The sequence below is a fragment of the Kitasatospora sp. NPDC054795 genome (assembly GCF_053611565.1).
On record NZ_JBSHAP010000132.1, the window covers coordinates 1 to 25359 of the forward strand.

The 25359-nt window shown below is 74.0% G+C and carries 22 protein-coding genes; 14 read left to right on the forward strand and 8 right to left on the reverse strand.

Translation table 11 applies throughout. The features are described from left to right. Window positions 1-58: 58 nt before the first annotated feature. The gene (locus tag ACWGJO_RS34040) at window positions 59-1900 is read right to left on the reverse strand and encodes a glycoside hydrolase family 35 protein (protein ID WP_452189629.1); all 1842 of its coding nucleotides are present in this window, start codon (window positions 1898-1900) and stop codon (window positions 59-61) included. A 377-nt stretch (window positions 1901-2277) separates the two neighbouring features. Here ACWGJO_RS34040 and ACWGJO_RS34045 point away from each other — a divergent pair, with 377 nt between their 5' ends. Then, entirely contained in the window at window positions 2278-3564 is a 1287-nt protein-coding gene (locus tag ACWGJO_RS34045; protein ID WP_452189630.1) for an alpha/beta hydrolase family protein, read from the forward strand. A 117-nt stretch (window positions 3565-3681) separates the two neighbouring features. Here ACWGJO_RS34045 and ACWGJO_RS34050 read toward each other — a convergent pair whose 3' ends face one another. Beyond that, window positions 3682-3900: a hypothetical protein gene (locus tag ACWGJO_RS34050; RefSeq protein WP_452189631.1), complete on the reverse strand. Its 219-nt coding sequence runs from the start codon at window positions 3898-3900 to the stop codon at window positions 3682-3684. Between the two features lie 164 nt (window positions 3901-4064). Between ACWGJO_RS34050 and ACWGJO_RS34055 the strand changes: the two genes are divergently transcribed. From ACWGJO_RS34055 to ACWGJO_RS34070, 4 genes are all read left to right on the forward strand, one after another. Continuing rightward, window positions 4065-5075: a metallophosphoesterase family protein gene (locus tag ACWGJO_RS34055; protein ID WP_452189632.1), complete on the forward strand. Its 1011-nt coding sequence runs from the start codon at window positions 4065-4067 to the stop codon at window positions 5073-5075. Between the two features lie 80 nt (window positions 5076-5155). Continuing rightward, window positions 5156-5866 (forward strand): acyl-CoA-like ligand-binding transcription factor, encoded by a 711-nt coding sequence (locus ACWGJO_RS34060; RefSeq protein ID WP_452189633.1) that lies wholly within the window; start codon window positions 5156-5158, stop codon window positions 5864-5866. Then, window positions 5863-7410, forward strand: a complete 1548-nt coding sequence (locus ACWGJO_RS34065) for an FAD-dependent monooxygenase (RefSeq protein WP_452189634.1) — start codon at window positions 5863-5865, stop codon at window positions 7408-7410. Before ACWGJO_RS34060 ends, ACWGJO_RS34065 begins: the two co-directional genes overlap by 4 nt. Before the next feature lie 351 nt (window positions 7411-7761). After that, a complete protein-coding gene (locus ACWGJO_RS34070; protein ID WP_452189635.1) occupies window positions 7762-8031 on the forward strand; it encodes a hypothetical protein in 270 nt (89 codons plus the stop codon). A 182-nt stretch (window positions 8032-8213) separates the two neighbouring features. Here ACWGJO_RS34070 and ACWGJO_RS34075 read toward each other — a convergent pair whose 3' ends face one another. Continuing rightward, complete coding sequence (locus ACWGJO_RS34075; RefSeq protein WP_452189636.1) at window positions 8214-8849, reverse strand: DUF4937 domain-containing protein; 636 nt, start codon at window positions 8847-8849, stop codon at window positions 8214-8216. Window positions 8850-9039: 190 nt separating this feature from the next. Between ACWGJO_RS34075 and ACWGJO_RS34080 the strand changes: the two genes are divergently transcribed. Together ACWGJO_RS34080 and ACWGJO_RS34085 are read left to right on the forward strand one after the other, a co-directional pair. Beyond that, the gene (locus ACWGJO_RS34080; protein ID WP_452189637.1) at window positions 9040-10047 is read left to right on the forward strand and encodes a GlxA family transcriptional regulator; all 1008 of its coding nucleotides are present in this window, start codon (window positions 9040-9042) and stop codon (window positions 10045-10047) included. 34 nt (window positions 10048-10081) lie between these two features. Beyond that, the gene (locus ACWGJO_RS34085) at window positions 10082-10834 is read left to right on the forward strand and encodes an MBL fold metallo-hydrolase (RefSeq protein WP_452189638.1); all 753 of its coding nucleotides are present in this window, start codon (window positions 10082-10084) and stop codon (window positions 10832-10834) included. Window positions 10835-10904: 70 nt separating this feature from the next. Here the strand turns inward: ACWGJO_RS34085 and ACWGJO_RS34090 are convergent, their stop codons facing one another. The 5 genes from ACWGJO_RS34090 to gcvPA form a co-directional block, all read right to left on the reverse strand. Further along, window positions 10905-11558 carry a GntR family transcriptional regulator gene (locus tag ACWGJO_RS34090; protein ID WP_380548517.1) on the reverse strand — a complete coding sequence of 218 codons (654 nt, stop codon included), beginning with the start codon at window positions 11556-11558 and terminating at the stop codon, window positions 10905-10907. A gap of 100 nt (window positions 11559-11658) precedes the next feature. Continuing rightward, window positions 11659-12405 carry an SDR family NAD(P)-dependent oxidoreductase gene (locus ACWGJO_RS34095; RefSeq protein ID WP_380548520.1) on the reverse strand — a complete coding sequence of 249 codons (747 nt, stop codon included), beginning with the start codon at window positions 12403-12405 and terminating at the stop codon, window positions 11659-11661. Between the two features lie 20 nt (window positions 12406-12425). Beyond that, a complete protein-coding gene (locus ACWGJO_RS34100) occupies window positions 12426-13601 on the reverse strand; it encodes an ATP-NAD kinase family protein (protein WP_452189639.1) in 1176 nt (391 codons plus the stop codon). Continuing rightward, a complete protein-coding gene (gene gcvPB / locus ACWGJO_RS34105) occupies window positions 13598-15196 on the reverse strand; it encodes an aminomethyl-transferring glycine dehydrogenase subunit GcvPB (RefSeq protein WP_401047192.1) in 1599 nt (532 codons plus the stop codon). Before gcvPB ends, ACWGJO_RS34100 begins: the two co-directional genes overlap by 4 nt. Continuing rightward, window positions 15193-16551 carry an aminomethyl-transferring glycine dehydrogenase subunit GcvPA gene (gene gcvPA, locus ACWGJO_RS34110; RefSeq protein WP_452189640.1) on the reverse strand — a complete coding sequence of 453 codons (1359 nt, stop codon included), beginning with the start codon at window positions 16549-16551 and terminating at the stop codon, window positions 15193-15195. Before gcvPA ends, gcvPB begins: the two co-directional genes overlap by 4 nt. Before the next feature lie 96 nt (window positions 16552-16647). Here gcvPA and ACWGJO_RS34115 point away from each other — a divergent pair, with 96 nt between their 5' ends. The 7 genes from ACWGJO_RS34115 to ACWGJO_RS34145 all read left to right on the forward strand — a co-directional run bounded on the left by ACWGJO_RS34115 (window position 16648) and on the right by ACWGJO_RS34145 (window position 25202). Continuing rightward, entirely contained in the window at window positions 16648-18039 is a 1392-nt protein-coding gene (locus tag ACWGJO_RS34115; protein WP_452189641.1) for an ABC transporter substrate-binding protein, read from the forward strand. An 11-nt stretch (window positions 18040-18050) separates the two neighbouring features. Further along, on the forward strand, window positions 18051-18992 hold the full coding sequence (locus ACWGJO_RS34120; RefSeq protein WP_452189642.1) for a carbohydrate ABC transporter permease: 942 nt from the start codon (window positions 18051-18053) through the stop codon (window positions 18990-18992). Continuing rightward, entirely contained in the window at window positions 18989-19849 is an 861-nt protein-coding gene (locus ACWGJO_RS34125; protein ID WP_452189643.1) for a carbohydrate ABC transporter permease, read from the forward strand. The genes ACWGJO_RS34120 and ACWGJO_RS34125 overlap by 4 nt, the downstream gene beginning before the upstream one ends. Further along, on the forward strand, window positions 19846-21909 hold the full coding sequence (locus tag ACWGJO_RS34130) for a beta-galactosidase (protein ID WP_452189644.1): 2064 nt from the start codon (window positions 19846-19848) through the stop codon (window positions 21907-21909). Before ACWGJO_RS34125 ends, ACWGJO_RS34130 begins: the two co-directional genes overlap by 4 nt. After that, window positions 21906-24086 carry an MGH1-like glycoside hydrolase domain-containing protein gene (locus ACWGJO_RS34135; protein ID WP_452189645.1) on the forward strand — a complete coding sequence of 727 codons (2181 nt, stop codon included), beginning with the start codon at window positions 21906-21908 and terminating at the stop codon, window positions 24084-24086. The genes ACWGJO_RS34130 and ACWGJO_RS34135 overlap by 4 nt, the downstream gene beginning before the upstream one ends. Window positions 24087-24128: 42 nt before the next feature. Further along, window positions 24129-24863, forward strand: coding sequence for a ribonuclease H family protein (locus ACWGJO_RS34140; RefSeq protein WP_452189646.1), 735 nt, complete (start codon window positions 24129-24131; stop codon window positions 24861-24863). Window positions 24864-25070: 207 nt separating this feature from the next. Beyond that, a complete protein-coding gene (locus ACWGJO_RS34145; RefSeq protein ID WP_452189647.1) occupies window positions 25071-25202 on the forward strand; it encodes a hypothetical protein in 132 nt (43 codons plus the stop codon). Window positions 25203-25359 lie beyond the last annotated feature (157 nt).

Genomic DNA, 25359 nt, shown 5'->3' on the forward strand with positions numbered 1-25359 from the left:
CTCCCCGGAGGGGCACGGCCGCCGACGGGCCGGTGGAGCGGGCCGGAGCCCGCGGGGCTCAGTACTCGGAGCTGGGAGCGGCGGCGAGCGGCCCGAGGTCGGGCCGGTCGCGGAGCTCGATCTCCTCGCCGTGGCCGTCCAGTTCGAGCAGCACGAGCTCGTTGACGCCCGCCCGCCACAGCGGAGCCGGGGCGTAGAGGGTCCGCTGCGGGCCCTGCGCGGAGTAGCGGCCGAGCAGGAAGCCGTTGAGCCAGAGGAGTCCGCGGCCCCAGCCGGGCAGGGCGACGAAAGCGTCGGCGGGCTCGGCGAGCGGGGCCTCGAAGCGGTGGAAGGCCGGGTCCGCGTCGACCACGGCATCGGCCTCCTCGTAGCGCAGGCGGCCCAGATCGGAGAGCGGCAGGGGGCGGATCTCCCAGTCGAACAGCCGCTGGTGGCCGTGGGAGACGCCGCGGCCGATGCCCTTGCGGTCGTCCAGCAGGGGGCCGTAGTTCACCCGGCCGAGCGCCTCGACCAGGATGTCCAGCACGACGCCCTGCGGCCCGACCTCCAGCGGCAGGGTGTCCGCCGGGGCGTCGCGGTGCAGGACACCGAGCGGCCGTCCGTCCGCGAACACGTGGGCGCGGTCGCCGATGCCGTCGATGCGCAGCGGCATGGACGGCCGGGGGCCGGAGATCCGGGTGCGGTAGTGGATGAGGCCGAGGGACTGACCGACCTTCTCCATGGGCTCGGGGACAGGACGGCGCACCGGCTCGGACAGGGCGTCGAGGTTCGCCAGGAGCCGCGCGGAGGCGGCGCGGCGCCGGACGCGCTGCGGAGCGACGCGCGGGACCGGCCCGGGCAGCTCGCCCTCGGGCAGGGGGAGGTACTTGCCGATGACGGCGCGGAAGGCGTGGAACTTCTCGGTGAGTTCGCCGGCCTCGCCGATCGGGGCGTCGTAGTCGTAGCTGGTGACGGTCGGCTGGTACCCGGTGTCGAACGGACGGGTGCCGGTGTGGTTGGCGCCGGCCCAGAAGCCGAAGTTGGTGCCGCCGTGGGCCATGTAGAGGTTGACGGAGGCCCCGGTGGCGAGGAGCTCGTCCAGTGCCCGGGCGGACTCGGCGGCGTCGCGCACGTGGTGCGGCTCGCCCCAGTGGTCGAACCAGCCGATCCAGAACTCCATGGCCGTCAGCGGTCCCTCGGCCTGGTAGCGCCGCAGCACCTCGAACCGCTCGGCGGGCCGGGAGCCGAAGGTCGCCGTGGCGAGGTGGCCCGGAACGCCGCCGCCCTGCTGCATCGCGTCCTCCGCGCCGTCCGCCGTGAACAGCAGGCAGTCGACGCCGCGTTCGAGCAGGCCGTCGCGCAGGTGGAGGAGGTAGCCGCGGTCGTTGCCGAAACTGCCGTACTCGTTCTCGATCTGCACCGCCACCACCGGGCCGCCCCGGTTCGCCAGCAGCGGCAGGATCTCGGGCACGACGGCGTCGAACCAGCCGTCCACCTCGGCCAGGTAGGCCGGGTCGGCGCAGCGCAGCCGCATCCCGTCGGCGGCGAGGAGTCGGGCCGGCAGGCCGCCGAACTCCCACTCCGCGCAGATGTAGGGGCCGGGCCGCAGGATGACGTCGAGGCCCTGCTGCTGGGCGAGGCGGCTGAAGCGGGCGACGTCGCGCCAGCCGGTGAAGTCGAAGGCGCCGGACGGCAGCTCGTGGAAGTTCCAGGGGATGTAGGTGTCGACGGTGTTGGCGCCCATCGCGCGCAGCCGGCGAAGGCGGTCCTCCCAGAGGTCGGGATGGACGCGGAAGTAGTGCAGGGCACCGGAGACGACGCGGTGCGGCGCCCCGTCCCGGACGTACCCGGTTTCGTCGTGGTCGAGCATCAGGGGCCAGCTTTCGGAGGGCTGCGGGAGGGGAGGCAGGGTGGCTGCCACGATGATCGAGCGTACCCAGTTCGGAGGCACTTGGAAAGCGCTTTCCCCCAGTGCTTGCCGGTTGCGTGCGGGGTGGGCGCGGGGAAGGGCGGGCGGGGCCGGAGGTCACTCCTCGAAGGTGAGCAGGATCGCCACCGTGTCGCCCTCGGCGTCCAGGCACGCGGTCGTGTTCGACCCGTCCGGGTTCGCCAGGACACCCAGCACGGTGCCGGTGCCCGCCTCGTCCGATCGCCACCCGCGGCCCGCCCGCCGCCCGGGGTGGAGGCGGGCCCGTCCGAGCGGCGGGTCCGCCCGGCGTGGCGGCTCCGACCTGCGGTTGAGCGGGCTGCGTCGCGGGCAGGACGCGCCGGTGCCGGTGGCGCACCTAACGTGGCGTCATGTCGACAACTCCCCGGTGGCGGAGCGCCGCTCTGCTCGCCGTGTCCATCGCCGTCCTCCTCCCGCTGACCGGCCCGCAGGCCGCGTCGGCCGCCTCCCCGACCGCCGGACCGCCTTCCGTCGCCACCTCGCCGCGCTCGCCCGTTTCCGTGTCCGTGCCCGTGCCCGCGGATGTGGGGGCGGACGTGGGCGTCGGCGCGGGCAGGGACCTGGGCCCGGACGCGCAGGCGGACATGGACGCGAAGGCCGGGGCGCCGCAGGTGCCCGCGCCCACCACGCACCGGCCGATCGGTGCCGCCTCGGTCCACCTGGTGGACACCGGTCGGCACGACCCCTGGCGGCCGGACGCCGCCACCCGCGAACTGATGGCCACCCTCTGGTACCCGGCGCAGTCCGCGCGCGGCGGGCAAATGCCCTATCTCTCCCCGGAGATGTCCACCGCCCGGTACGGCACTCCGGACCTCAGTGCCGTCGGGACGGGGGTGCGGGTCCGCTCGGTGCCCGCGCCCGGGCGGCACCCGTTGGTGGTGCTCTCGCCCGGCTTCGGTTTCGACCGCTCCTCGCTCACCGCCCTCGCCGAGGACCTCGCGGCCCGGGGCTACGCGGTGGCCGCGCTGGACCACACCTACGAGACGGCCGTGCAGTTCCCCGACGGGCGGATGGAGTCCTGCCTGATCTGCGACAAGGTGGACGACCGACTGGCGGCCGACGTCATCCGCAGCCGGGCGAAGGACATCGCCTTCCTGATCGACCGGCTGACCGCGCCCGGTCCGGAGCTCGTCCGCGGGCTGCGGATCGACGCCTCCCGGATCGGCGCGGCCGGCCACTCCATCGGAGGCGCGAGCGCCGTCGAGGCGATGCGGGAGGACGGCCGGATCCGCGCCGCCGCCAACCTGGACGGCGACTTCTTCGCCCCGCTGCCGGCCGAGGGTCTCTCCCGCCCGGTGCTGCTGCTCGGTGCGCAGCGGCACGCCGGTGCGTCCCCGACGGCGAACTGGGACGAGACCTGGCAGCACCTGACCGGCTGGAAGCGCTGGCTGGACCTGCCGGAGGGCGGGCACCTGTCGTTCTGCGACGTGCACTGGCTGGTGGACGCCCTCGGCATCCGTGACCAGGTGCCGGCCGACACCGCTCCGGAGCAGTACGGCAGCATCAAGGGCGCCCGCGCGCTCGCCGCCACCCGGGCGTACCTCGGCGCGTTCTTCGACCGGCACCTGCTCGACCGACCGGGCCGACTGCTGGACGGGCCCTCGGCGGCCTTCCCGGAGGTCCGTTTCGCCAAGTAGGGCACGGCCCTGACGGGTTGGACCCACGGCGGCCGCCGCCGGCCCGCCGGCCCGCCGGCCCGCCGGCCAGGGGTGGCCGGTGGGGCCGGGGGCGGCCGCGGGGCCGATGGGGCCGGGTCAGGCGAGGCAGCGCAGCATCTCCAGTGGCGGGTGTGCGAGGAGGTCCGCCCAGAACTCCCTGCCGAACGCGCGGATGCCGGCCTCGGACACACCCAGCGGCACCCACTCCAGCGCGGTGAACCCGGCCGCCCGCAGGCTCTCCTCGTACACCTCGCGGCGCGGGGCCGCGCCGACGATGCTGATCGGCCGCGGGTCGAGGAGCGCCGTGACCCGCACCCGCGGACCCGTCGCGGCCGCTCGACCCCGGACGGCCCGCGCAGGGCCTGCCCGACAGTGCCCGTTCACCTGGCCGCCCACTTGATCGCTTATTGATAACGGGTCTGGTCCGAAGCGCGCGGCCGAGGTTCCTCGATCCCGTGCGACAGCCGAAAGGAAAGACGATGGAACGCAGGACCCTGCTCGGCGCGACCGCCGGAGCACTGGTGCTCGGAGGCCTCGCCCAGGGGACCGCCGAGGCGGAACCCGCCGACGGCGGCGGCCTGGTGAGCACCTTCAACGTCATCAGTGACATCCAGGGCGACCTCGGCGACTTCGCCCAGGCGCTGAAGGACATCCGGGCCACCAACCCGCACTCGTCGGGCCTGGCCGTCGCCGGGGACATCACGCCGCGCGGCTACGACTTCGAGTACGCCGACGTGCGGAAGGTGCTGGAGCAGGGGCCGAAGCCCCGCGAGGTGGCCTGGGCCATCGGCAACCACGAGTTCTACGTCCCCAAGTGGGCCGACCCGGACGCGCTCGCCCAGAGCACCTGGCCCAACGGCACCACCGAGGAGTCCCTCTTCCGCAGCTTCTACCGCTTCGCCGGGCGGTCCACGATCTACGCGGAGGCCACCTTCGGCGGCATCCCGGTCCTGACCCTCGGTACCGAGCGCTACATGAAGTACCACGACAACTCCCTGTGGGACGAGGTGTGGATCAGCGACGCGCAGTTCCGGTGGCTGGAGGACCGCCTGCAGTACTGGGCGCGGCGCCGGAAGCCGGTCATGGTGATCACCCACCACCCGCTGCCCGACACCGTCTCCGGTACCCGGAGCAAGATCTACCGGAGCGACTACCTCCAGCCCGACCGCCTCCTCGGCCTCCTCGGGCGCTACCGCGACGTGTTCCTCTTCACTGGCCACACCCACTGGGACCTGACCCTCTCCGACTGGTACGTGCGCCGCGTCGTGCCGGGCACCGCCAACCTCGACGGCTTCTCGGTGATCAACACCGGCGCGGTGCAGACCGGTTTCGCCGACGACGGGCAGGGCGGCGAGGTCACCGTCCCCGGGCACTTCAACCAGGGGCTCCAGGTGGACGTGTACCGCGACCGGGTCGTCATCAGGGCGCGCGACTTCGCGACGGGCGCCTGGATGAAGCGGATGTCCGTGCCGCTGTCCACGCGGATCTGACCCGCGGGCCCTCGGGCTCGATAAAACTTGCCGCCACGGAAACATTGCCGTGGCGGCAAATTTAGGCCTACGCTGCTCGCATGGCACCTGCACCTGAGGCCCGTACGACCGGTCGGCCCGGACTCCGCGAGCGCAAGAAGCGGGAGACCCGGGTCGCGCTGAGCCGGGCGGCGATCCGGCTCTGCGTCCTGCACGGCTGGGACGCCGTGACGGTCGATCAGATCGCCGCCGAGGCCGACGTCTCGGTCCGCACCTTCCGCAACTACTTCGCCGGCAAAGCCGAGGCCATCGCCGCCAGCCACCTGGAGCGGATGCTCCGGGTCGCCGACGACCTGCTCGCCCGCCCGGCCGACGAAGCCCTCTGGGACTCGCTGCTCCACGCCGTGCTGGGCCAGTTCGCGCCGCCGGAAACCTCCGGGGAGGGCAACTCCGCCGCGCAGAGCGAGCGTTGGCGCGAAGGGGTGCGGCTGATGCTTGCCGAACCGGCACTGGCCGGCGAGATCGTCAAGGCCAACGCCGCCGCCCAGCAGGAGCTGGCCGAGGCCGTCGCGCGGCGCACCGGGACCGACGCCGAACGCGACGTCTACCCGAAGCTGGTGGCGGCCGTGGTCGGGGCCGGCAGCGCGGTGGCCGTCGAGCACAGCCTGCGCGCCGACGATCCCGAGCCGCTCGGCACGGTCCTGGCCCAGGTCTTCGAGCAGGTCGCCGCCGGCCTGCCCGTCCCGTGGCGAGCGGCCGCGACCGACTCGCCCGCGGTGCCACCTCTTCCCGTTCGCACCAAGGAGACATGACCGTGACAGCCGACGTGATCATCGTGGGAGGCGGCCCGAACGGGCTGATGCTGGCCTGCGAACTGAGCCTGGCCGGCATCCGCCCGATCGTGCTGGAGCAGCTCCCGCAACCCAGCACCGAACCCAAGGCCAACGGCCTGCTCGGCCAGGTGGTGCGCCTGGCCGACCACCGCGGCCTGTACGAGCCGCTCAGCGGCAGCCCGGAGCCCCCGCGGCCGAACTCCGCCTACTTCATGTTCGCCGCCATGGGCCTCGACCTCGGTCGGTTGGACGCCAGTCCGGTCTTCGGCCTGGCCGCCCCGCAGCACCGCATCGTCGAGGTCCTGGAGGAACGCGCCCGCGCCCTCGGCGTCGACCTGCGGCGCGGGTACCGGGTCGGCGCCGTCGTCCAGGACGAGGAGGCAGTCACCCTCGACGTCACCGGTCCCGACGGCGAGCAGCGGATGCGCGCCCGCTACGTGGTCGGTGCGGACGGCGCGCACAGCGTCATCCGCAAGGGAAGCGGCATCGGGTTCCCCGGAGTCAGCTACGACCGCCGCACCAACCGCACCGCCCACGCCGCCGTCCCCACCGACTGGGTCGACCCCGTCAACGGCGCCCTCACCATCCCCGGCCACGGACCCGTCCTGCCCTTCCTGCCCCACCGCACCGAACGGGGCGGCTTCTCCTACGCGCCGTTCCCCGGGCAGCCGCCGCTGATCAGCACCACCGAGTGGGACCAGGTCGCGACGGACGAGCCGATGACCCTGGCCGAACTGGAGTCGAGCATCCGCCGGGTCCTCGGCGTCGACCTGCCGCTCGGCCCGCCGGACGGCACCGGCCCGCACGTGCTTCGGCGGTTGACCGGCGGCAACACCCGGGTCGCCGACCGGTTCCGCGACGGCCGGGTCCTCCTGATCGGCGACGCCGCCCACGTCTACACCTCCGGCGGCGGCCCCGGGCTGAACCTCGGCCTGCAGGACGCCGCCAACCTCGGCTGGAAACTCGCCGCGGTGCTGCGCGACACCGCCCCGACCGGCCTGCTCGACAGCTACGACACCGAGCGCCGCCGGGCCGCCCGCCGCATGGTGCTCAACGCCGAGGCGCAGTCCGCGCTCACCGCACCGGGAAGCGACACGACCGCCCTGCGCGAACTCTTCGCCGAACTGCTCACCCACAAGCAGGTCGTCCAGCACCTCGCCGACCTCACCGCGGGCACCGACGTGCGCTACGACATGGGCATCACCGATCCCCACCCCGCAGTCGGCCGGTTCGCACCGGACCTGGAGCTGACCACCGGGACAGGGAAGGCCAGGATCGCCGAACTCGCCCGAAGCGCCCGGCCGTTGCTGATCGACCTGAGCGAGGACCAGTCGCTGGCAGCCGCACTGGCGGAGGACCAGGACGCCGTCGAAGTCGTCATCGCGAAGGACGGCCCGGCCGGCCTCACCGGTCTGCTGATCCGTCCCGACGGCTACGTGGCCTGGGCCGGCGGCTCACCCCGCCCTGACCCGGCCGAACAGGCCGAGCTGCGCACGGCCGTCGGGCGCTGGTTCACGGTCTGAGCAGCCGCGGCCGGGGTCCTCGGCGATTCGTCGGCCACCGTTACGGGCCGCCCGGGACGGGGAGGCGCGGCCGGCCGGCACCGGGTGTCCGGTGCGCACCGGGCGTCCCGCGTCCGCGTCCACCGAACCGGAGCAGCGGGCCGCCGCACAGGGCGGCCGGACGCGGTACCGGCCCGGGCGCTGAGCACCGGCCGGGGCGGACGGGGGCGCTCCCGTCGGCCCACAGCGCCCATGGAGCCCGTGGGCTCCGGTCCGTCGGCGCGGATGCGGCCGGCCCGAGCGGACACCATCATGGAAGCGCGGCGCTTGCCCTGCGGGTGCCCTGCGCCGCCCGAGCGCGAAGGAGAAGCCATGGCCCCGGCCACCGATGACCCCTGCGCCGGCCTGCGGAACCTGATCGCCGCCTCCAGGGCCGCGCTCGCCCAGGACGCGGCGAGGGTCAGACATCTCCAGAACCAGCTGGACGACCTCAGCAGCCAGCCGGATCCCGATCCGGCGAAGGTCGCCGAGCTGCGGGCGGAGCTGGGCGACGCCCGCGAGAAGGTGGAGGAGGACCAGCAGACCCTGGCGGACCAGCAGGACGACTTCGAAGCCAACTGCTCGGGGGACACCCCGCCCTGACCGCTCCGGCACGGTAGCGGTCGACGAGTTCGTAGAACCGTTCGGCGTTCTCGTCGTCCCCGCCTGCCGTCCGCAGCCCGGCCAGACCGGGAAAGGCGTAGGAGTCACCGGCGTCAGCGGCCGCAGCAATACGTTGACCACCTGTCGATGATCACGTTCGTCGGCGGTTCAGGCGTCGGGGGTCAGGCGTCGGCCCCGATGTGCCAGGAGGGTTCGAGGGGGAGCAGGTGGCCCGTCAGGGTGCGGACGTCGGTGGGGACGCCGGCGCGGGCGAGCAGGGCCGGGAGGTGGTGGGTGCTGTAGGCGCGGTGGGCGGCGGGGGTGGTCCAGAGGGTGGTGACGAGGTGGCGCTCGGGGGAGAGGCGGGTGACGGTGCCGCCCAGCATGCCGTCCGCGGCCGCCATGCCCGGCGCCCAGAGCTCGCGCTGGACGTCGAGGAAGTGGTCGGCGCGGCCGGGGCGGAGCCGGCAGTCGGCGGCGCGCAGGACGGTGGCGCGGGCGAGGGCGGCGGGGAGGGAGGGGGCCGCGCCCGGCATGGTGAGGACGACCGGGCCGGTGGCGACCTCGATCCCCGTGCAGCTGGAGCGCTGGTCGGCGTGGTCGGCGGCCCGGTCGTGGCGCTCGCGCATGAAGCGGGCGTACGCGGGTTCGTCACTCCACAGGGCGAGCAGCAGGGCGCGGTCGGCGCCGGGTGCCCAGCCGCCGGTCTGGCCGACCAGGCCCGGCTGGTCGGAGATCGCCGACCAGCGGCGCTGGCCGGCGGCGAACGCCTCGCGTGCTCCGGGCCGGACCCGGCAGTCGATCCACTTGCCGATCATGCGGGCCATCATGCTGCGGGGAGGCGGCGGAGAGGCAATCGGGCGTTGGTCCCGGGGGCGGTAGGACCTGGGGTGCAGGGCCTGCGCCGGGGGCGGTGTCCGGATGCGGCGTCGACCGGATGCGGTGCTGTCCGGATGTTGCAGGATCCTGTCATTGCCGCCATCACTGCCGCCGGGCGAGAGTGGGGGCATGAACGACGCACCCCGCCTGCCGCATCTGGTCGTGATCCCGGTGTTCCCCGGAGTGAACGCGCTGGACGTGACCGGGCCCGCCGAGATCCTCGCGCTGGCCGGGCGGCTGCTGCCGCCCGGGCGGCCGGGGTACGAGGTGCGGGTGTGCGCGGAGCGGAGCGGGCCGGTGGAGACCTTCTCCGGGGTGCCGCTGTACGTGACCGACACCCTGGCCGGGCAGCGGGTGCGGCCGGACACGGTGCTGGTGCCGGGGCGGGTGGACCTGGGCCCGGACGGGCCGGTGCCGCGGGTGGACCCGGCGGTGGTCGCCTGGCTGAGGGAGGCCGGGCCGCGGGGCGGGCGGATCGCCTCGGTGTGCGCGGGCGCGCACGTGGCGGCGGCGGCCGGACTGCTGGACGGGCATCGCGCGACCACCCACTGGGCGACCGCCGAGCGGCTGGCCGCCGACCATCCGGCCGTCGAGGTGGACGCCGACCCGGTGTTCATCCGCTCCGGACGGTTGTGGACCAGCGCGGGCCTGACCACCTCCATGGACCTCACCCTGGCCCTGGTCGCCGAGGACCACGGCGACGACCTGGCCCTGCAGATCGCGCGGATCATGGTCATGTACCTCCAACGCCCGGGCGGGCAGAGCCAGTTCAGCGTGCCCCTGGCGCACCGTACGGGCGGCCGGGCGGACCTGGGCGGCCTGCGCCGCTGGATCGCCGAGCACCTGGACGCCGATCTGTCGGTGACCGTGCTCGCCGGGCGACTCGCCATGAGCGAACGGCATTTCGCCCGGGTCTTCCGTGCGGAGACCGGCACCACCCCCGGGTCCTACGTGGAGGAGCTGCGCCTGGAGGCGGCCCGTCGGCTGCTGGAGCGCAGCGACCATCCGCTGCCCGGGGTCGCCCGGTCCTGCGGCTTCGGCTCCGTGGAGACCTTGCACCGGGTGTTCAGGGACCGGCTGTCCACCACGCCGGGGGAGTACCGGCGCCGGTTCCGGATCCCGGCGAAGACGGCCTGACTTAACGTCAATTCACCATGAGAGAAGGAATTCTGTGAGGATCAAGGCCACGCACATCGGAACCGCGACGGTCCTGCTGGAGGTCGGCGGCCTGCGGCTGCTCACCGATCCGGTCTTCGACCCGGCCCCCGCCGAGTACCGGCACGACCCGGTGGTCCTGCGCAGCACCCGGGGCCCGGCGGCGGGTGTGCACGAGCTGCCGCCGGTGGACGCCGTGCTGCTCAGTCACGACGAGCACCCCGACAACCTGGACGCCACCGGCCGCACCCTGCTCGCCGGGCGCCCGGTGCTGACCACGGTCGGCGGCGCGGCCCGGCTCGGTGGCGGCGCGCTCGGGCTGGCGCCGTGGCAGACCCGGGACCTCACCGTGGACGGCCGCACCCTGCGGGTGACCGGCACGCCCGGTGTGCACGGTCCGGTCGGGGAGGTCACCGGGTTCGTGGTCGAGATGCCGGGCGAGCCGGAGGCGCTGTACGTCTCGGGCGACACCGTCCACATCCCCGAACTGGACGAGGTGGGGCGGAGGTTCCGGATCGGCACGGCCCTGCTGCACCTCGGCGCCGCCCGGATCGAGGCCTTCGGCGGCGGCGAGCTGATCACCATGGACGCGGCGCAGGCCGCCGCGCTCACCGCCTCGCTCGGAGCCCGCCGGGTCGTGCCCGTCCACTACACCTCGTGGCAGCACTTCACCGAGGGGCGGACGGAGACCGCCGCACGGTTCGCGGCGGCGGGCCTGGCCGACCGGCTGCACTGGCTCACCCCGGGCGTCGCCGAGGTGCTCGACTGACGAGCGAACCGGATTCAGAGCGCCGGGTTGAGAGCGCCAAGTCCAGAACCCCGGGTTCAGAGCGCCGGGTTCAGAGCGCGGCGACCGGGGGCAAGCGGTCCAGGATGCGTTCCATGCCGCTGGTCCAGTTGGCCTCCAGCGCGGTGACGGCCTGGTCGACGTCGCCTTCCAGCAGGCACTGGGCGATCCGCTCGTGCTCCTCGGCGGCGCGTTCCAGGATCTCGTGGTCGCCGACCACCACCCGCTCGTAGCGGTGCAGGGTGAGTTTCAGCGACTCGATCATCTCGCGCAGCCGGGCGTTGGCGCAGCCGGAGAGCAGCAGGGCGTGCCAGGCGTCGTCGTAGCGCTCTATGGTGCCGTGCGGGGCCTGGGGGGCGGAGAAGGCGCGGGCCTCGGCGAGCAGCCTGGGGGCGATCTCGGCCAGGTGGGCCGGGTCGGAGGTGCGCAGGGCCAGCGACTCCAGGGCGATCACGATCGCGGTGAGGTCGAGGAACTCCTGTTTGCCGGTGGGGGCGAAGCGGAAGCCCTTGCCGCGCTCGCTGGTGATGATGCCCTCGCGTTCCAGGCTGATCAGGGCCTCGCGCAGGGGAGTTCGGCTGACGCCCAGTTCCTCGGCGAGCTGGACCTCGTTGATCGACTCGCCGGGGGTGAACCGGCCGCGGCCGAGCTGCTCCAGGAGTTCGTCCTTCACCTGCTCGCGCAGCGGCCGCCGCTCGATCGCCATCAAACGTCCCTTCTTCCTCGGTCCGTAGCGTACCGGCCGGGCGGCGCGTGCCGTCGCCCGGCCGTCGTACGGGGTTGCGGTGCTGTACGGTTCGCGGGCGTCAGGCGGTGCCGGCGCCGTCCACGGCGATGACCGCGCCGCTGACGAAGGCGGCGGCGTCGCTGGCCAGGAAGGCCACGGTCTGGGCGATGTCCCGGGGCTGGCCGATCCGGCCGAGCGGGCGGTCGGCGGCGTCGGTGTAGAAGGCGTCCGGGTTCTCGCCCAGCTGGCGGGCCTCCTCGGCGAGCATGCCGGTGTCGGTGTCGCCCGGGCAGACGCAGTTGACCCGGATGTTGTCCGGGCCGTGGTCGATGGCCATCGCCCGGGTCATGTTGACCACGGCGCCCTTGGAGGCGCAGTAGGAGACGGCCCGGCCGCCGCCCCTGATGCCCCAGCCGGAGCCGGTGTTGACGATGCTGCCGCCGCCGTTCGCGGCCATCAGCGGCACCACGAGTCCGCTGAGCAGCATGATCGAGCGGACGTTGACGGCCATCACCAGGTCCCAGTCCTCGTCGCTGATCCCGGTGACGGTGGAGCGGCGGATGATGCCGGCGTTGTTGAACAGCACGTCGACGCCGCCGTGCTGTTCGACGGCGGTGCGCACGGCCTGCTCGCAGTCGGCGCGCCGGGAGACGTCGCAGCGGACGAAGGTGCCGCCGATCTCCTTGGCGGCCCGTTCGCCGCGTTCGGTGTCGAGGTCGGCGAGGACGACGGCCGCGCCGAGTTCGGCGAGCAGGGCGGCGGTGGCCCGGCCGATGCCGGAGGCGGCGCCGGTGACGATCGCGCGCTTGCCGTGCAGGTCGATCATGGGGAACTCCTCTACAGGGGTCAGGCGGAGAGGCGGTACACGGCGCCGGAGCGGCGGCCGGTGATCACCCGGACGTGGCCGGCGAGGGCGTCGTCCAGGTCGGGGTCGCCGGTGTCGAGCAGCAGCGGGCGTCCGGCCAGGGCGGCGAGCTTCGCCTCGGTGGCGAGCACCAGCAGCCTCTCCCGGCCCGCGGCGCGCAGCAGTTCGGGGGTGAGCTGCTGGTTGCCGCGGCCGAGCAGGAAGCCCTGGCCGCCGATCGGGGAGAGGGCGATGTGGGGGGCGGTGGGCAGGGCGCGCAGCTGGTCGGCCCGGGCGTCGCGGATCAGGATCCGGGCGGCGGTGGCGAGGCCGTCGGAGCGGCCGGGCCCGAGGGCGCTGCCGGGGCCGAGCCGCAGCAGGTCGACGCCGGTCAGGCTGGCGCCGGGCGCGCCGAGCGCGGTGGCCACCGCGTGGGTGGTGCTGCCGGGTCCGAGGAGCAGCAGCCCGCCGGGGCCGACCCGTTCGGCCACCTCGGCGGCGAGGCCGGCGGGTGTTCCCGGGTCGGGTCCGGAGCTGCCGGTCTTGCGCTGCTGCACGCGGGCGGGCAGCACCGGGACGGTCAGCCGGCCGTGGAGCCGGGCGGAGACCCGGCCGGCCCGCACCGCGGCCTCGTCCCGGTCCACCACCTCGGCGTCCTCCAGGCGCACGCCCCGGCCGGTGGCCCAGGCCGCCGCGACCTCGGCGGCGGCCCGGGGGTGGACGGCGAACACGGCGGAGTGCATCTTGACCCCGGCCGGGATGCCGAGTACGGGCAGGCGGGGCTCGGGCCCGAGGGCGTCGAGGACGTCGCGGGCAGTGCCGTCGCCGCCGCAGAACAGCAGCAGTCCGGCGCCGGCCGCGACGAGGGCGCGCACCGCGGCCCTGGTGTCGTCGGCGGTGGTGTCCGCCGCGCCGGGCCGGTGGACGACGCGTGCGGTGCGGCCGGCGGCCCGGGCGGCGTCGGCGCCCATCGCGCCGTCGGCCGTGATCAGCTCCACGTCGGGCGGCAGCCGCCGGAGGGTCAGCGCGGCCCGGGCGGCGGCCTGCGGGCGGGCTCCGAGCGCCAGGGCCCGCCGCTGGACCTCGGCGCCGTCGCTGCCCTTGAGCCCGACCCGGCCGCCGAGGCCGGCGACCGGGTTGACCACGAGCCCGATCCGGGTGCTCGGGGCGGAGGTCACGGCTGCTCGCCGAGGACCTTGCGGCGGTAGGCGCGCCAGCTGACCGCCCAGACCGCCGGGTCGTCCAGCGGCTCGTGCCGGATCCGGTGCACGGTGGAGTTGTGCGGCGCGGTGCGGACGGTCTCCGGGTCCTCGTACGCCTCGCGGGCGACCTCGGCGAGGATCGCCGCGTACTCGTCCAGGTCGGCCCGGGAGTAGGACTCGGTGGGCTCCAGGGTCATCGGCTCGGGGACGACGTACGGGTGGTGGCTGGTCCAGTAGTGGGTGCCGAAGTCGGCGGCGCGGTAGCCGAGGTCCTCGCTGTGCAGGCCGGTGTCCTCGTTGAGCTGCTGCCAGCTGTAGCGGACCTGTTCGACCCGGGGGCGCCCCTCGGCGTAGGGGACGGAGACGCCGCGGATCTGCCGGACCCGGTGCAGCAGGTAGTTGTTGTTGAGGACGGCGGTCTCGGCGGCCTCGCGCAGCCCCTCGGCGCCCAGGGCCGTGATCCAGGCGTAGGCGCGCACCAGGTTCGGGACGACGCCCAGGTAGGGGCGGATCTTGCCGATCGAGTCCGGCCGGTCGTCGTCCAGGACGTACCGCTCGCCGTCGAACTCGACGGTGGGGCGGGGCAGGTAGGGTGCCAGCTCGGCGGTGACGCCGCAGGCGCCGGCGGCCGGGCCGCCGCAGGCGTGCGGGGTGGAGAAGGTCTTGTGCAGGTTGAAGTGGCACAGGTCGAAGCCGGCTTCGCGGGCCCGGGTGATGCCGAGGATGCCGTTGGCGTTGGCCTGGTCGTAGGCGCACAGGCCGCCGGCCTCGTGGACGATCCGGACGAACTCGGCGATCCGGGGGTTGTAGATGCCGGTGTCCTCGGGGTTGGTGATGAGCAGTGCGGCGGTGCGCGGGCCGACGGCGGCGCGCAGCGCCTCGATGTCGGGGTAGCCGTCGGCGTCGGGGTGCAGGGTGATCACCCGGAAGCCGGCGGTCTTGGCGCAGGCGGCGTTGGAGGGGTGGGAGAAGGCGGTGGTGATGATCTCGTCGCGCTGCTCCAGCTCGCCGCGCGCGGCGTGGTGGGCGCGGATCACCGAGACGTTGGTCCAGATCGCCGCCGAGCCCGCGCCGGGCTGGAGGCTGACCCGGTCCATGCCGGAGATCTCCTTGAGCAGCTGCTCCAGCCGGTGGACGAGTTCGAGGACGCCCTGGACGGTCGAGGCGTCCTGCGCGGGGTGCAGGGCGGCGATCCGGGGGTCGCGGACGAAGGTGTCGTTGACCTTGGGGCTGTACTTCATGGTGCAGGTGCCCTGGCCGACGTCGACGTTGAGGTCGGCGCCGAGGTTCTCCTGGGAGAGCCGCAGGTAGTGCCGGAGCACCTGCTGCTGGCCGAGTTCGGGCAGGGCGGGCGGGGCGCTGCGGCGCAGTGCGGCGGGCAGCCGTTCGGCGGGGTCGCCGACGGCGGCGGTGACGGCGGGCTCGGGCAGCGGGGGCAGGACGCCGCGCTCGCCGGGCGCGCCGAGCTCGAAGATCAGCTTTTCGTCCCAGCGGGCCTGGTGGAAGCGGCGCAGGGCGGGCTTGGGGGCGATCCGCGGGTCCACGGACCCGGTGTTCGGGTGGTTCGTCACTTGACGATCTCCTCAAGCGCGTCGGCGAGGCGGTCGATGTCGGCCCGGGTGTGCAGCTCGGTCACGCAGTAGCGGCCCTCGTGGGGGCCGGCCGGGGTGCCGCCGTGCAGGCCGTGGGCGAGCAGCGCCTCGGAGATCTCGGCGGCGGTGCGCTCGCCGGTGTAGCGGAGGGTGAAGTCGGCGAAGTGCACGGCCTGCGGGTCCGCGAGGTCGATGCCGGGGACGAGGGCGAGGCGCCGGCGGGCGTAGGCGGTGTTGGCGAGGATCGTCGCGCCGATCTCCCGCATGCCGTGCGGGCCCATCAGCGCGAGGTAGACCCCGGCGGCGATGCCGTGCAGGGCGGCGGCGGTGCCGACCCACTCCTTGCCCTCCTCGCGCAGCGCGAAGGAGGTGCGCTCGTAGGCGACGTCGCCGAAGCCGTACTCGCCGGGGACGTCGGTGGGGGTGAGCCCGAACAGCCGGCTGGGGTACTCGGCGACCAGGCGTTCCTCGTCGGGGCTGCCGATGAAGCCGGCGTTGCCGCCGCCGTAGCCGGGGTGGATGCCGAGCGGCTGGAGGTCGCCGCAGGTGAGGTCGGCGCCGAGTTCGGCGGGCGGGGTGAGCACGCCGAGGCTCAGCGGGTTGACGTGGACGACGGCCAGCGCCCCGGCGCCGTGGGCGAGTTCGATGTACTGCGGCAGATCGTGGTCCACCAGGCCGTCGTGGTCGGTGAGTTGGGCGTAGACGGCGGCCGCGTCGCCCTTGGTCAGGGCCGCCCGGACGGCGGCGGGCTCGGCGGGTACCGGCACCAGCTCGTGGACGCCCCGGACGTAGTCGTGGATCCGGGAGAGCCGGTCCGGGTCGATCGCGCCGACCAGCACCAGCCGGCGCCGCCCGGTGACCCGTCCGGCCATCCGCAGCGCCGTGGCGGCGGCCTGGAAGCCATCGTACGTCGGCACGTTGACGACGTCGACGGCCAGCAGCTCGGCCATCAGCGACTGGTACTCCCACAGAGCCTGGAAGCGGCCGTGGTCCTCGTACGGCTCACCCGCGTAGGCGGTGAGGAACTCGCTGCGGTTGACGATCTCGTCCACCACGGCGGGCACGTGGTGGCGGTAACAGCCGGCGCCGAGGAAGCTGCGGCCCGGCGGGACGGCGGTGTTGCGGGAGAGCAGCTCCTCCATGTGGGCGACCAGTCGGGCCTCGGAGCCGAGCGGCTCGGGAAGTCGCAGCGGGCGGTCCAGCCGGAGGGCGGCCGGGATGTCGGCGTAGAACTCCTCGACGTCCTGGGCGCCGACCGCCGCCAGCATTGCTTTCCGCACCTGAGGGGCGGAGTTGGGGATGTACGGGTGGGTTCGGGGGACGCGTGTGCTCATGCTGGCACCTTCCGCGATTTCAGTCACAAGCCTTGACGGGGTTGTGAATGCTGAGTTCTGTATACAGCATTCGGCATTCACCAGTCGGGAGGCAAGATGTCCGCAGAAACCCGGCACGAAAAACATCCCCAACTCGCCCTTGACCAGGGCGGATTCAGTTCGGGCCCGGCACGCCGCCGGATCCTCGCCGCCGGACTCGCCGGCGGCGCCCTGCTGTTGGCCGGCGCCACCGGCTGCGCGACCGGCGGTGCCGGCGGCACCAGCGCCAAGCAGCTCGCCGGCAGCCCGGGCGCCACCCTCGCCGGGAAGGTCACCATCTGGTCCTGGGACGTCGCCGCCAAGGCCATGCAGCGGCTCGGCAAGGCCTTCGAACAGGCCCACCCCGGAACGACCGTCGAGGTAGTGGACATCGGCTACGACAACGCCTACGACAAGATCACCGTCGGACTCGGGGCCGGCAGCGGCCTGCCCGACGTCCTCACCGTCGAGGGCCACAAACTCCCCACCTACATCGGCAACTTCCCGAACGCCCTGGTCGACCTCACCAGCCGCGCCGCCGACCTCAAGTCCCAGTACCCGCAGGCCTCCTGGCGGACCGTGACGGATGCCCGGGGCCGGGTCCTCGCCCTGCCCTGGGACAGCGGGCCGTGCGCCCTGTTCTACCGGCGCGACCTCTTCCAGCAGGCCGGCATCGACCCGGCGGGCCTCGCCACCTGGGACGACTACGTCACCGCCGGCACCGCCCTCAAGGCCGCCACCGGCAGGAAGCTGCTCATCCTGGACGCCAAGCAGGACAGCCTCTTCGCGATGCTGCTCCAGCAACAGGGCCAGCGCTGGTTCACCGACGGCAAGGTGGCCGTCGCCACCCCCGCCGCCGAACGCGCCCTCACCCTGCTGAAACAGCTCGTCGACCGCGACCTGGTGGACTTCGAGAACGGCTGGGACGGGTTCGTCTCCGGCACTCACGACGGCAAGGCCGCCACCACCCCCACTGCCGCCTGGTGGGACGGCACCCTCACCACCGAAATGGCCGACCTCAGCGGCAAGTTCGGCGTCGTCCCGCTGCCCGCCTTCACCCCCGGCGGCACCCGCACCGCCAACAGCGGCGGCTCCACCCTGTGCGTCACCGCGCAGAGCCGGAACCCGGAGACGGCCTGGGCGTTCCTCTCCTTCCTGCTCGCCGACAAGGCCAACCAGGCCTCGATGATGCAGCACGAAGGCCTGTTCCCCGCCTACCTCCCCGCCCTGGACGACCCGTACTTCCAGCAGCCCTCCCCCTACTACGGCGGCCAGCCCGCCATGCGGCTGTTCGCCGGGCTCACCCGCGACATCCCCGCCGTCGAGCTCACCGCCGACGACTCCAAGGCCGGCGACATCGTCACCACCGCCGTCAACCAGGTGCTGCACAACGGCGCCGACCCGGGAACCGTGCTGCGCTCCGCCGCCCGCCAGATCGCCACCGCGACCGGCCGCCAAACGGTCGCGTAGGGGCGGGCCCGATGACCAGTCCTCCTGCGTCCCTGCGCAAACCCGCGGCCCCGGCCCCGGCCCGGGCCGCCCCCGCCCCCGCCCGCCGCCGGCGCTCCCCACGCACCGCCGCCTGGCTGTTCGCCGGGCCCACGACCGCGCTCTTCGTCGCCTTCTTCGCCTACCCGCTCGGCGCCAGCCTCTACCAGAGCTTCACCGCCCGCCGCGACGGCGCCGACGTCTGGGTCGGCCTGGACCAGTACCGGCGGATGCTGCACGACCCCGCCTTCCTGCACTCCCTGGTCAACACCGGCCTGATCCTCGCCGTCCAGGTACCCGTGATGATCGGCCTCGCCCTGGTGCTCGCCGTCCTGCTCAACCAGTCCTGGCTGCGCTTCCGGGCCGGCTGGCGGGCGGTGTTCTTCCTGCCCGCGATCACCACCCTGGTCGCCTACGCCGTGGTCTTCCAGGTCCTGCTGCGCACCGACGGCGGACTCGCCAACCAGTTCCTCCAGGCCCTCGGCCTCGGCCCGGTCGACTGGCTCAACTCGCCCACCTGGGCGAGGATCTCGCTGATCGGCTCGGTCACCTGGCGGTGGACCGGCTACAACGCGGTGATCCTGCTCGCCGGACTGCACGCCATCGGCCGCGACCAGTACGAGGCCGCCGCCCTCGACGGCGCCGGCGCCGTGCGCACCTACACCGGCGTGATCCTGCCGCAGCTGCGACCGGTCGTGCTGTTCTGCGTCATCACCTCCACCATCGGCACCCTGCAGCTCTTCGACGAGAACTACGTGCTGACCCGCGGCGGCCCCGGCGACGCGACCCTCACCCCCGTGGTCTACCTCTACAAGGTCGGCTTCCAGCAGCTCGACTTCGGCTACGCGGCGGCCATCGCCTGGGTGGTCGTGCTGATCATCGCGGCGGTCTCGCTGCTCCAGTTCCGGCTCTACGGAAGGGAACGCCGCCGATGACCACCACCGCGCCGCCCAGGCCCGGCCGCACCCCGCTGCCCGCCCGGCTCGGCCGGATCGCCGTCCTCGCCGTCCTCACCCTCGGAGCCGTGCTCAGCCTGGTGCCCTTCGCCTGGATGCTGATCGCCAGCACCCACAGCAGCTCCGAACTGTTCCACTCCCCACCGCCGTTCCTGCCCGGCGGCGAGCTGCTGCGCAACCTCGCGCACCTCCAGGAGACCATCGGCTTCGGCCGGGTACTGCTCAACAGCCTCGGGACCGCCGTCGTCTACACCGTGCTCAGCTCGCTGCTGTCCGCGATGTGCGGCTACGGACTGGCCAAGTACCGCTTCCGCGGCCGCGGACTGCTGCTCGGCCTGGTCCTGGCGACCATGATGATCCCCCTGCAGGTGCTGCTCGTCCCGCTGTTCCAGATGATGGCCAGCCTCGGCTGGATCGACAGCTACCAGGCCGTGATCGTGCCCTTCCTGGCCAACTCCTTCGGCATCCTGCTGATGCGCCAGGGCTTCCTGGACTTCCCCGACGAACTGCTGGAGTCGGCCCGGATCGACGGCTCCGGCGAGCTGCGCACCTTCTACCAGGTCGTCCTGCCGTGCGTGCGGCCGCAGCTGGGCGCGCTGGTGATCTTCACCTTCATGGGTCAGTGGAACGGCTTCATCTGGCCGCTGCTGATGCTCAACACCGAGGACAAGTACACCGTGCCGGTCGCGCTCAACACGCTGACCGGGCTGACCCACGTCGACTACTCCGGCCTGATGCTCGGCTCCTTCCTGGCCACGCTCCCGCTGATGGTGCTCTTCCTGGTCTTCCAGCGACAGTTCGTGGCGGGCCTGCTGGGCGGAGCACTGAAGGGATGACCACGACCGTGACCAAGGACCGCCTCACCCGGGTGCCGGGACTTCTGTACGGCGGGGACTGGAACCCCGAGCAGTGGCCCGAACAGGTGTGGGCCGAGGACGTGAAACTGATGGCCGAGGCCGGGGTCAACCTGGTCACCGTCGGCGTGTTCTCCTGGGCCAGGCTCCAACCGGACGCCCACAGCTGGGACTTCGGCTGGCTGGACCGCCTGCTCGACCTCGTGCACCGGCACGGCATCGCCGTCGACCTGGCCACCGCCACCGCCTCCCCGCCCGCCTGGCTGGTCCGCGCCCACCCCGAGCTGCTGCCGGTCACCGCCGACGGCGTACGGCTGGAGTTCGGCTCGCGCCAGCACTACTGCCCCTCCTCGCCCGCCTACCGGGACGCCGCCGTCCGGCTCACCCGGGCACTCGCCGAGCGCTACCGCCACCACCCCGCCCTCGCCCTGTGGCACGTCCACAACGAGTACGGCGACCACGTCGAGGAGTGCTTCTGCCCCGCCTCGGCCGCCGACTTCCGCCGCTGGCTGCGCGAACGGCACGGCGACATCGAGGAGTTGAACCGCTCCTGGGGCACCGCCTTCTGGTCGCAGCACTACGGCTCCTTCGAGCAGATCGAGCCGCCGCGCACCGCGCCGGGCCCGGTCAACCCCACCCAGCTGCTGGACTGGCGCCGGTTCTGCTCGGACGCGCTGCTCGCCCTGCACCGCGCCGAGAAGGCCGTCCTGGACGAGGTCTCGCCCGGCGTCCCGGTCACCACCAACTTCATGTCGATGCTCAAGACCCTGGACTACTGGGAATGGAGCCGGCACGAGGACTTCGTCTCCGACGACGCCTACCCCGACCCGGCCGACCCGCGCGCCCACGTCAACGCCGCGATGAACTACGACCTGATGCGCTCGCTCAAGGGCGGCCGCCCCTGGCTGCTGATGGAACAGGCCCCCTCCGCGGTCAGCTGGCGGCCGGTCAACGTGCCCAAACCCCCCGACCTCCACCGCCTCTGGTCGCTGCAGGCACTGGCCCGCGGCGCCGACGGCGTGCTGCACTTCCAATGGCGCGCCTCGGTGGCCGGCGCCGAGAAGTTCCACAGCGCGATGCTCCCGCACCGGGGCACCGCCTCGCGCGGCTGGCAGGAGACCCTGCGCCTCGGCACCGAACTGGGCCGCCTCGGCGAACTCGCCGGCAGCCGGCTGCGCGGGCGGGCCGCCGTCCTGCTCGACTGGGACAGCTGGTGGGCGCTGGAACTGGACGACCACCCCTCCGCCCGGATGCGCTGGCCCGAGCTGCTCCGCCCCTGGTACGCGGCACTGTACGAGCGCGGCGTCACCGTCGACTTCGTCCCGCCCACCGCCGGACTCGACGCCTATCCGCTGGTGCTCGCCCCCAACCTGTACCTGCTCGACACCGCCACCGCCGACCGGCTCACGACCTACGTGCGGGACGGCGGCCGGCTGGTCTGCGGCCCGTTCAGCGGCATCGCCGACCGGCACGACCACATCCACCCCGGTGGCCACCCCGGGCCGCTGCGCGAGCTGCTCGGGATCGTCGTCGACGAGCACTGGCCGATCCCGGACGGCGCGACCACCTCCGTCGTCCTCGCCCCGGACGGCACCGGGCTGCGGGCCGAACGCTGGAGCGAATGGATCGAGACCGGGACCGCCGAGGCCGTCGCCCACTACGGCTCCGGCGAGCTGGCAGGCCTCCCGGCCGTCACCCGCAACCGCCTGGGCGCCGGCAGCGCCTGGTACCTGAGCTGCCACCTCGGCGCCGACACCGGCCCGGTGCTCGACCGGGCGCTCGCCGAAGCCGGGGTGGGCGCCGAACTGCCCGGCCTGCCGGAGGGCGTCGAGGCCACCCGCCGGCACGGCGCCGACGGCACCGACTACCTCTTCCTGCTCAACCACGGCCCCGTCGAGCGCCGAGTGCCCCTCGACGCGCCCGGCACCGACCTGCTCACCGGCACCGACCTGCTCACCGGCACCGCCACCGGCGACGCCGTCACCCTCGCGCCGCTCGGCGCCGCCGTCCTCCGACTCCCCGCCACCGAGGAGCGCCCGTGAACCCGCTGACCCGCCGCCACTTCCTCGCCGCCTCGGCGGTCGCCGCCGCCGGCACCCTGACCGCCCCGGCCACCGCCCACGGCCAGGAAGGACCGGAAGAACAGGGAGGATTCGACGCCGAACGCTACGCCGACGTCCTCGACCTGCACGGCACCCCCGCCCAGGCCTACCCCGGCGACGCCCGCGGCAACAACCCGATCACCGTCTTCGCCGACCTCGGCGCCTGGCACGCCTACGCCCTGCCCCGACCGGCCGACCGTCCCGGCGGCTTCACCGGCCCGCTGTACCTCGCCCAGGAATACCCGTGGTGGCTCAGCGACGGCCTGACCCGCCTCCAGCTCACCGAACAGGGCCGCCCCTTGGACCTCACCGCCGGCGCCCCCGCGCGCGGCACCTCGCTGCCCGGCCTGCTGCGGCTGGCCCACGACCTCGGCGGCGGCCTCGCCCTCACCCTCGAACTGCGCTTCGCCGGCAACCGCACCGCCCTGCTCCGGGCCCGCCTCACCAACACCGGCCCGGCCGTACGGACCCTGGCCGCCGCCTGGACCGGCCGGCTGCTGCGCCCCGCCACCGGCCCCCAGCACGAGGCGCCGGGACTGGTCGCCGCCGAACGCGGCGTGGAGGTGCGCTTCGCCAAGGTCCGGCAGACCTGGGACTACCTCACCGACGGCACCGAGTGCTTCGCCGTCCGCCACGCCCGGCCCGTCCGGGTCGTGCTGAGCGCCGACGGCGACGAGCACCGCACCGAACTCGCCGAACCGGTGCGGCTGGCACCGGGGGAGAGCCGCCACCTGGACTGGACCGAGAGCTACACCTTCACCGAGGCCGAGTACGCCCGGGCCGCGAAGGAGGCGGACACCGCGCTGCGCGCCCCGGAGCGGGTCGCGGCCGAGGGCACCGCCCGCTGGCACGGGTACGTCACCCGGGCCACCGAGGGCGTCCCCGCCGCCCGCCGGCGCACCGCCGTCAAATGCGTGCAGACCCTGGTCACCAACTGGCGCAGCCCGGCCGGACGGATCCGGCACGACGCCGTCACCCCCACGCTCTCCTACAAGTGGTTCAGCGGGGTCTGGGCCTGGGACACCTGGAAGCAGGCCGTCGGCACCGCCGCCTTCGCCCCCGGCCTCGCCGCCGACCAGATCCGGGCGGTCTTCGACCACCAGGTGCCGGCGGGCTCCGCCGAGCGCCCGCAGGACGCCGGGATGGTCCCCGACTGCGTCTTCTACAACGACCCGGCCACCGGCGGCGGCAACTGGAACGAGCGCAACTCCAAGCCCCCGCTGGCCGCCTGGGCGGTCTGGGAGGTCTACAAGCGCAGCGGCGACCGCGCCTTCCTGCGGGAGCTGCTGCCGCGGCTGACCGCCTACCAGGACTGGTGGTACCGCACCCGGGACCACCTCGGCGAGGGCCTGTGCGAGTACGGCGCCACCGTGGACCCGGCCAACGCGAGCGCCGAGGACTGCCGGGAGGCGGCGGCCTGGGAGTCCGGCATGGACAACGCCCCGCGCTTCGACGCCGCCGGCGTCCTCCCCAACCGGGACCCGAACGGCACACTGCTCGGCTGGTCGCTCGACCAGCGCTCGGTCGACCTCAACGCCTACCTGGCCGCCGACCACCGCCACCTGGCGCTGATCGCCGCCGAACTCGGCGACCGGCCCGCCGCCCAGCGGCTGCGCACCCGCGCAGACCGGATCGACGCCGCCGTGCGCGACACCATGTACGACCCGGCCGGCGGCTGGTTCCACGACACCGACCTGGCCACCGGCGCCCGGCTCACCGCCCGGGGCCGCGGCATCGAGGGCGCGATCCCGCTCTGGTCCGGCACCGCCACCGCCGCCCAGGCCCGCACCGTCCGCCGGCTGCTGCTCGACCCGGCGGAGTTCGGCACCGCCATGCCGTTCCCCACCGTGGCCCGCAGCTCGCCGTCCTTCGACCCGGCCGGCTACTGGCGCGGCCTGGCCTGGCTCGACCAGACCTACTTCGCCGTCGAGGGCCTGCGCCGCTACGGCTGGGAGCAGGACGCCCGGCGGACGGTCGAGCGGCTGCTGGCCACCGCCGCCGGACTGGCCGGGGACGGCCCGGTCCGGGAGAACTACGACCCGCTGACGGGGGAGGGGCGCAGCTCGACCAACTTCAGCTGGTCGGCGGCGCTGCTGCTGCTCCTGCTGCGCACCTGAGCGACTTTGGCTCCGGGCCGTCCGACCAGGCATGATCGGGGCATGGTCGAACGAGTCATTGCAGCGTGTGACGGAGCAGCCAAGGGCAACCCCGGTCCGGCGGGCTGGGCGTACGTGGTCGCGGACGCCACCGGGGCGCCCCTGCGCTGGCAGGCCGGCGCGCTCGGGCACAGCACCAACAACGTGGGCGAGCTGACGGCGCTGCGGCAGCTGCTGGCCGCGACGGACCCGGCGGCGCCGCTGGAGGTGCGGCTGGACAGCACCTACACCCGTGATTCGGTGACCAAGTGGCTGAAGGGCTGGAAGCGCAACGGCTGGAAGACGGCGGCCGGCAAGCCGGTCGCCAACCAGGAGCTGATCCAGGCGATCGACGCCCTGCTGGAGGGCCGGGACGTCACCTTCGTGTACGTGCCGGCCCACCAGGTGGACGGCGACCCGCTGAACGCCATCGCCGACAAGGCCGCCAGCGACGCCGCCCGCACCCAGCAGGACGCCTCCGGCACCGCCGCCGACCTGCCGGTCCCCGACCCGGCCGCCGCCACGAAGGCCCCCAGGGCGCGCACCGCCCGGCCCGCCGCCTCCTCCGGTGGCACCGGCGGCACCGGCACCGGCACCGGCACCGGCACCGGCACGGCCAAGCGGAGCGGCGGCTCGCGCACCCTGAACGCCCGCTTCCCCGGCACCTGCCCGTGCAGCCGCCCGTACGCCAAGGGCGACAAGATCACCAAGGTGGGCGGCTCCTGGGGCCACCCTGAGTGCGCCGCCGCGCACGCCTGACGCGCCGCCCCCGTCCGACCGCGAGTACGCCGACGTTTGCCGGGTGAGTATCCGTGCTCACGCGGTGGTCCGGCCCGGTGGCGGACCGCCCAGGGCCGGACGGTCGCGTCCTCCGACGAGTCCGCCCCGGTCCCCAGTCCGACGCTGACGCCACCGGTCACCGGCCCGGGGTCCCTCGCGGAGAGCGCCTCGCTGCGCTTCGACCCCGTGTACCACACCCTCGAGGTGAGCGCGGGCAGCGAGTGCGCCCGCTACCCCGACGGCACACCGGTGGACCAGGAGGGCAGGCCGGCCGACCTGCCGACCGGCACGGCACCGACGCGGGCACCCGGCCGGTGACCGCGGGCCGGGGGCGTGTGCCCGGCCGGAAACGCGGGACCGGGCCGCCCCGGGTGCGCGGTCGGCCGGTGCCGGGTGGGGGTGAGGCCGTGGGCGGGGGGGCCTGGGCGGGGGGCGTGGTTCTCCCGCAGCTCCGGCCCGCCGCGGGGTGGGGGCG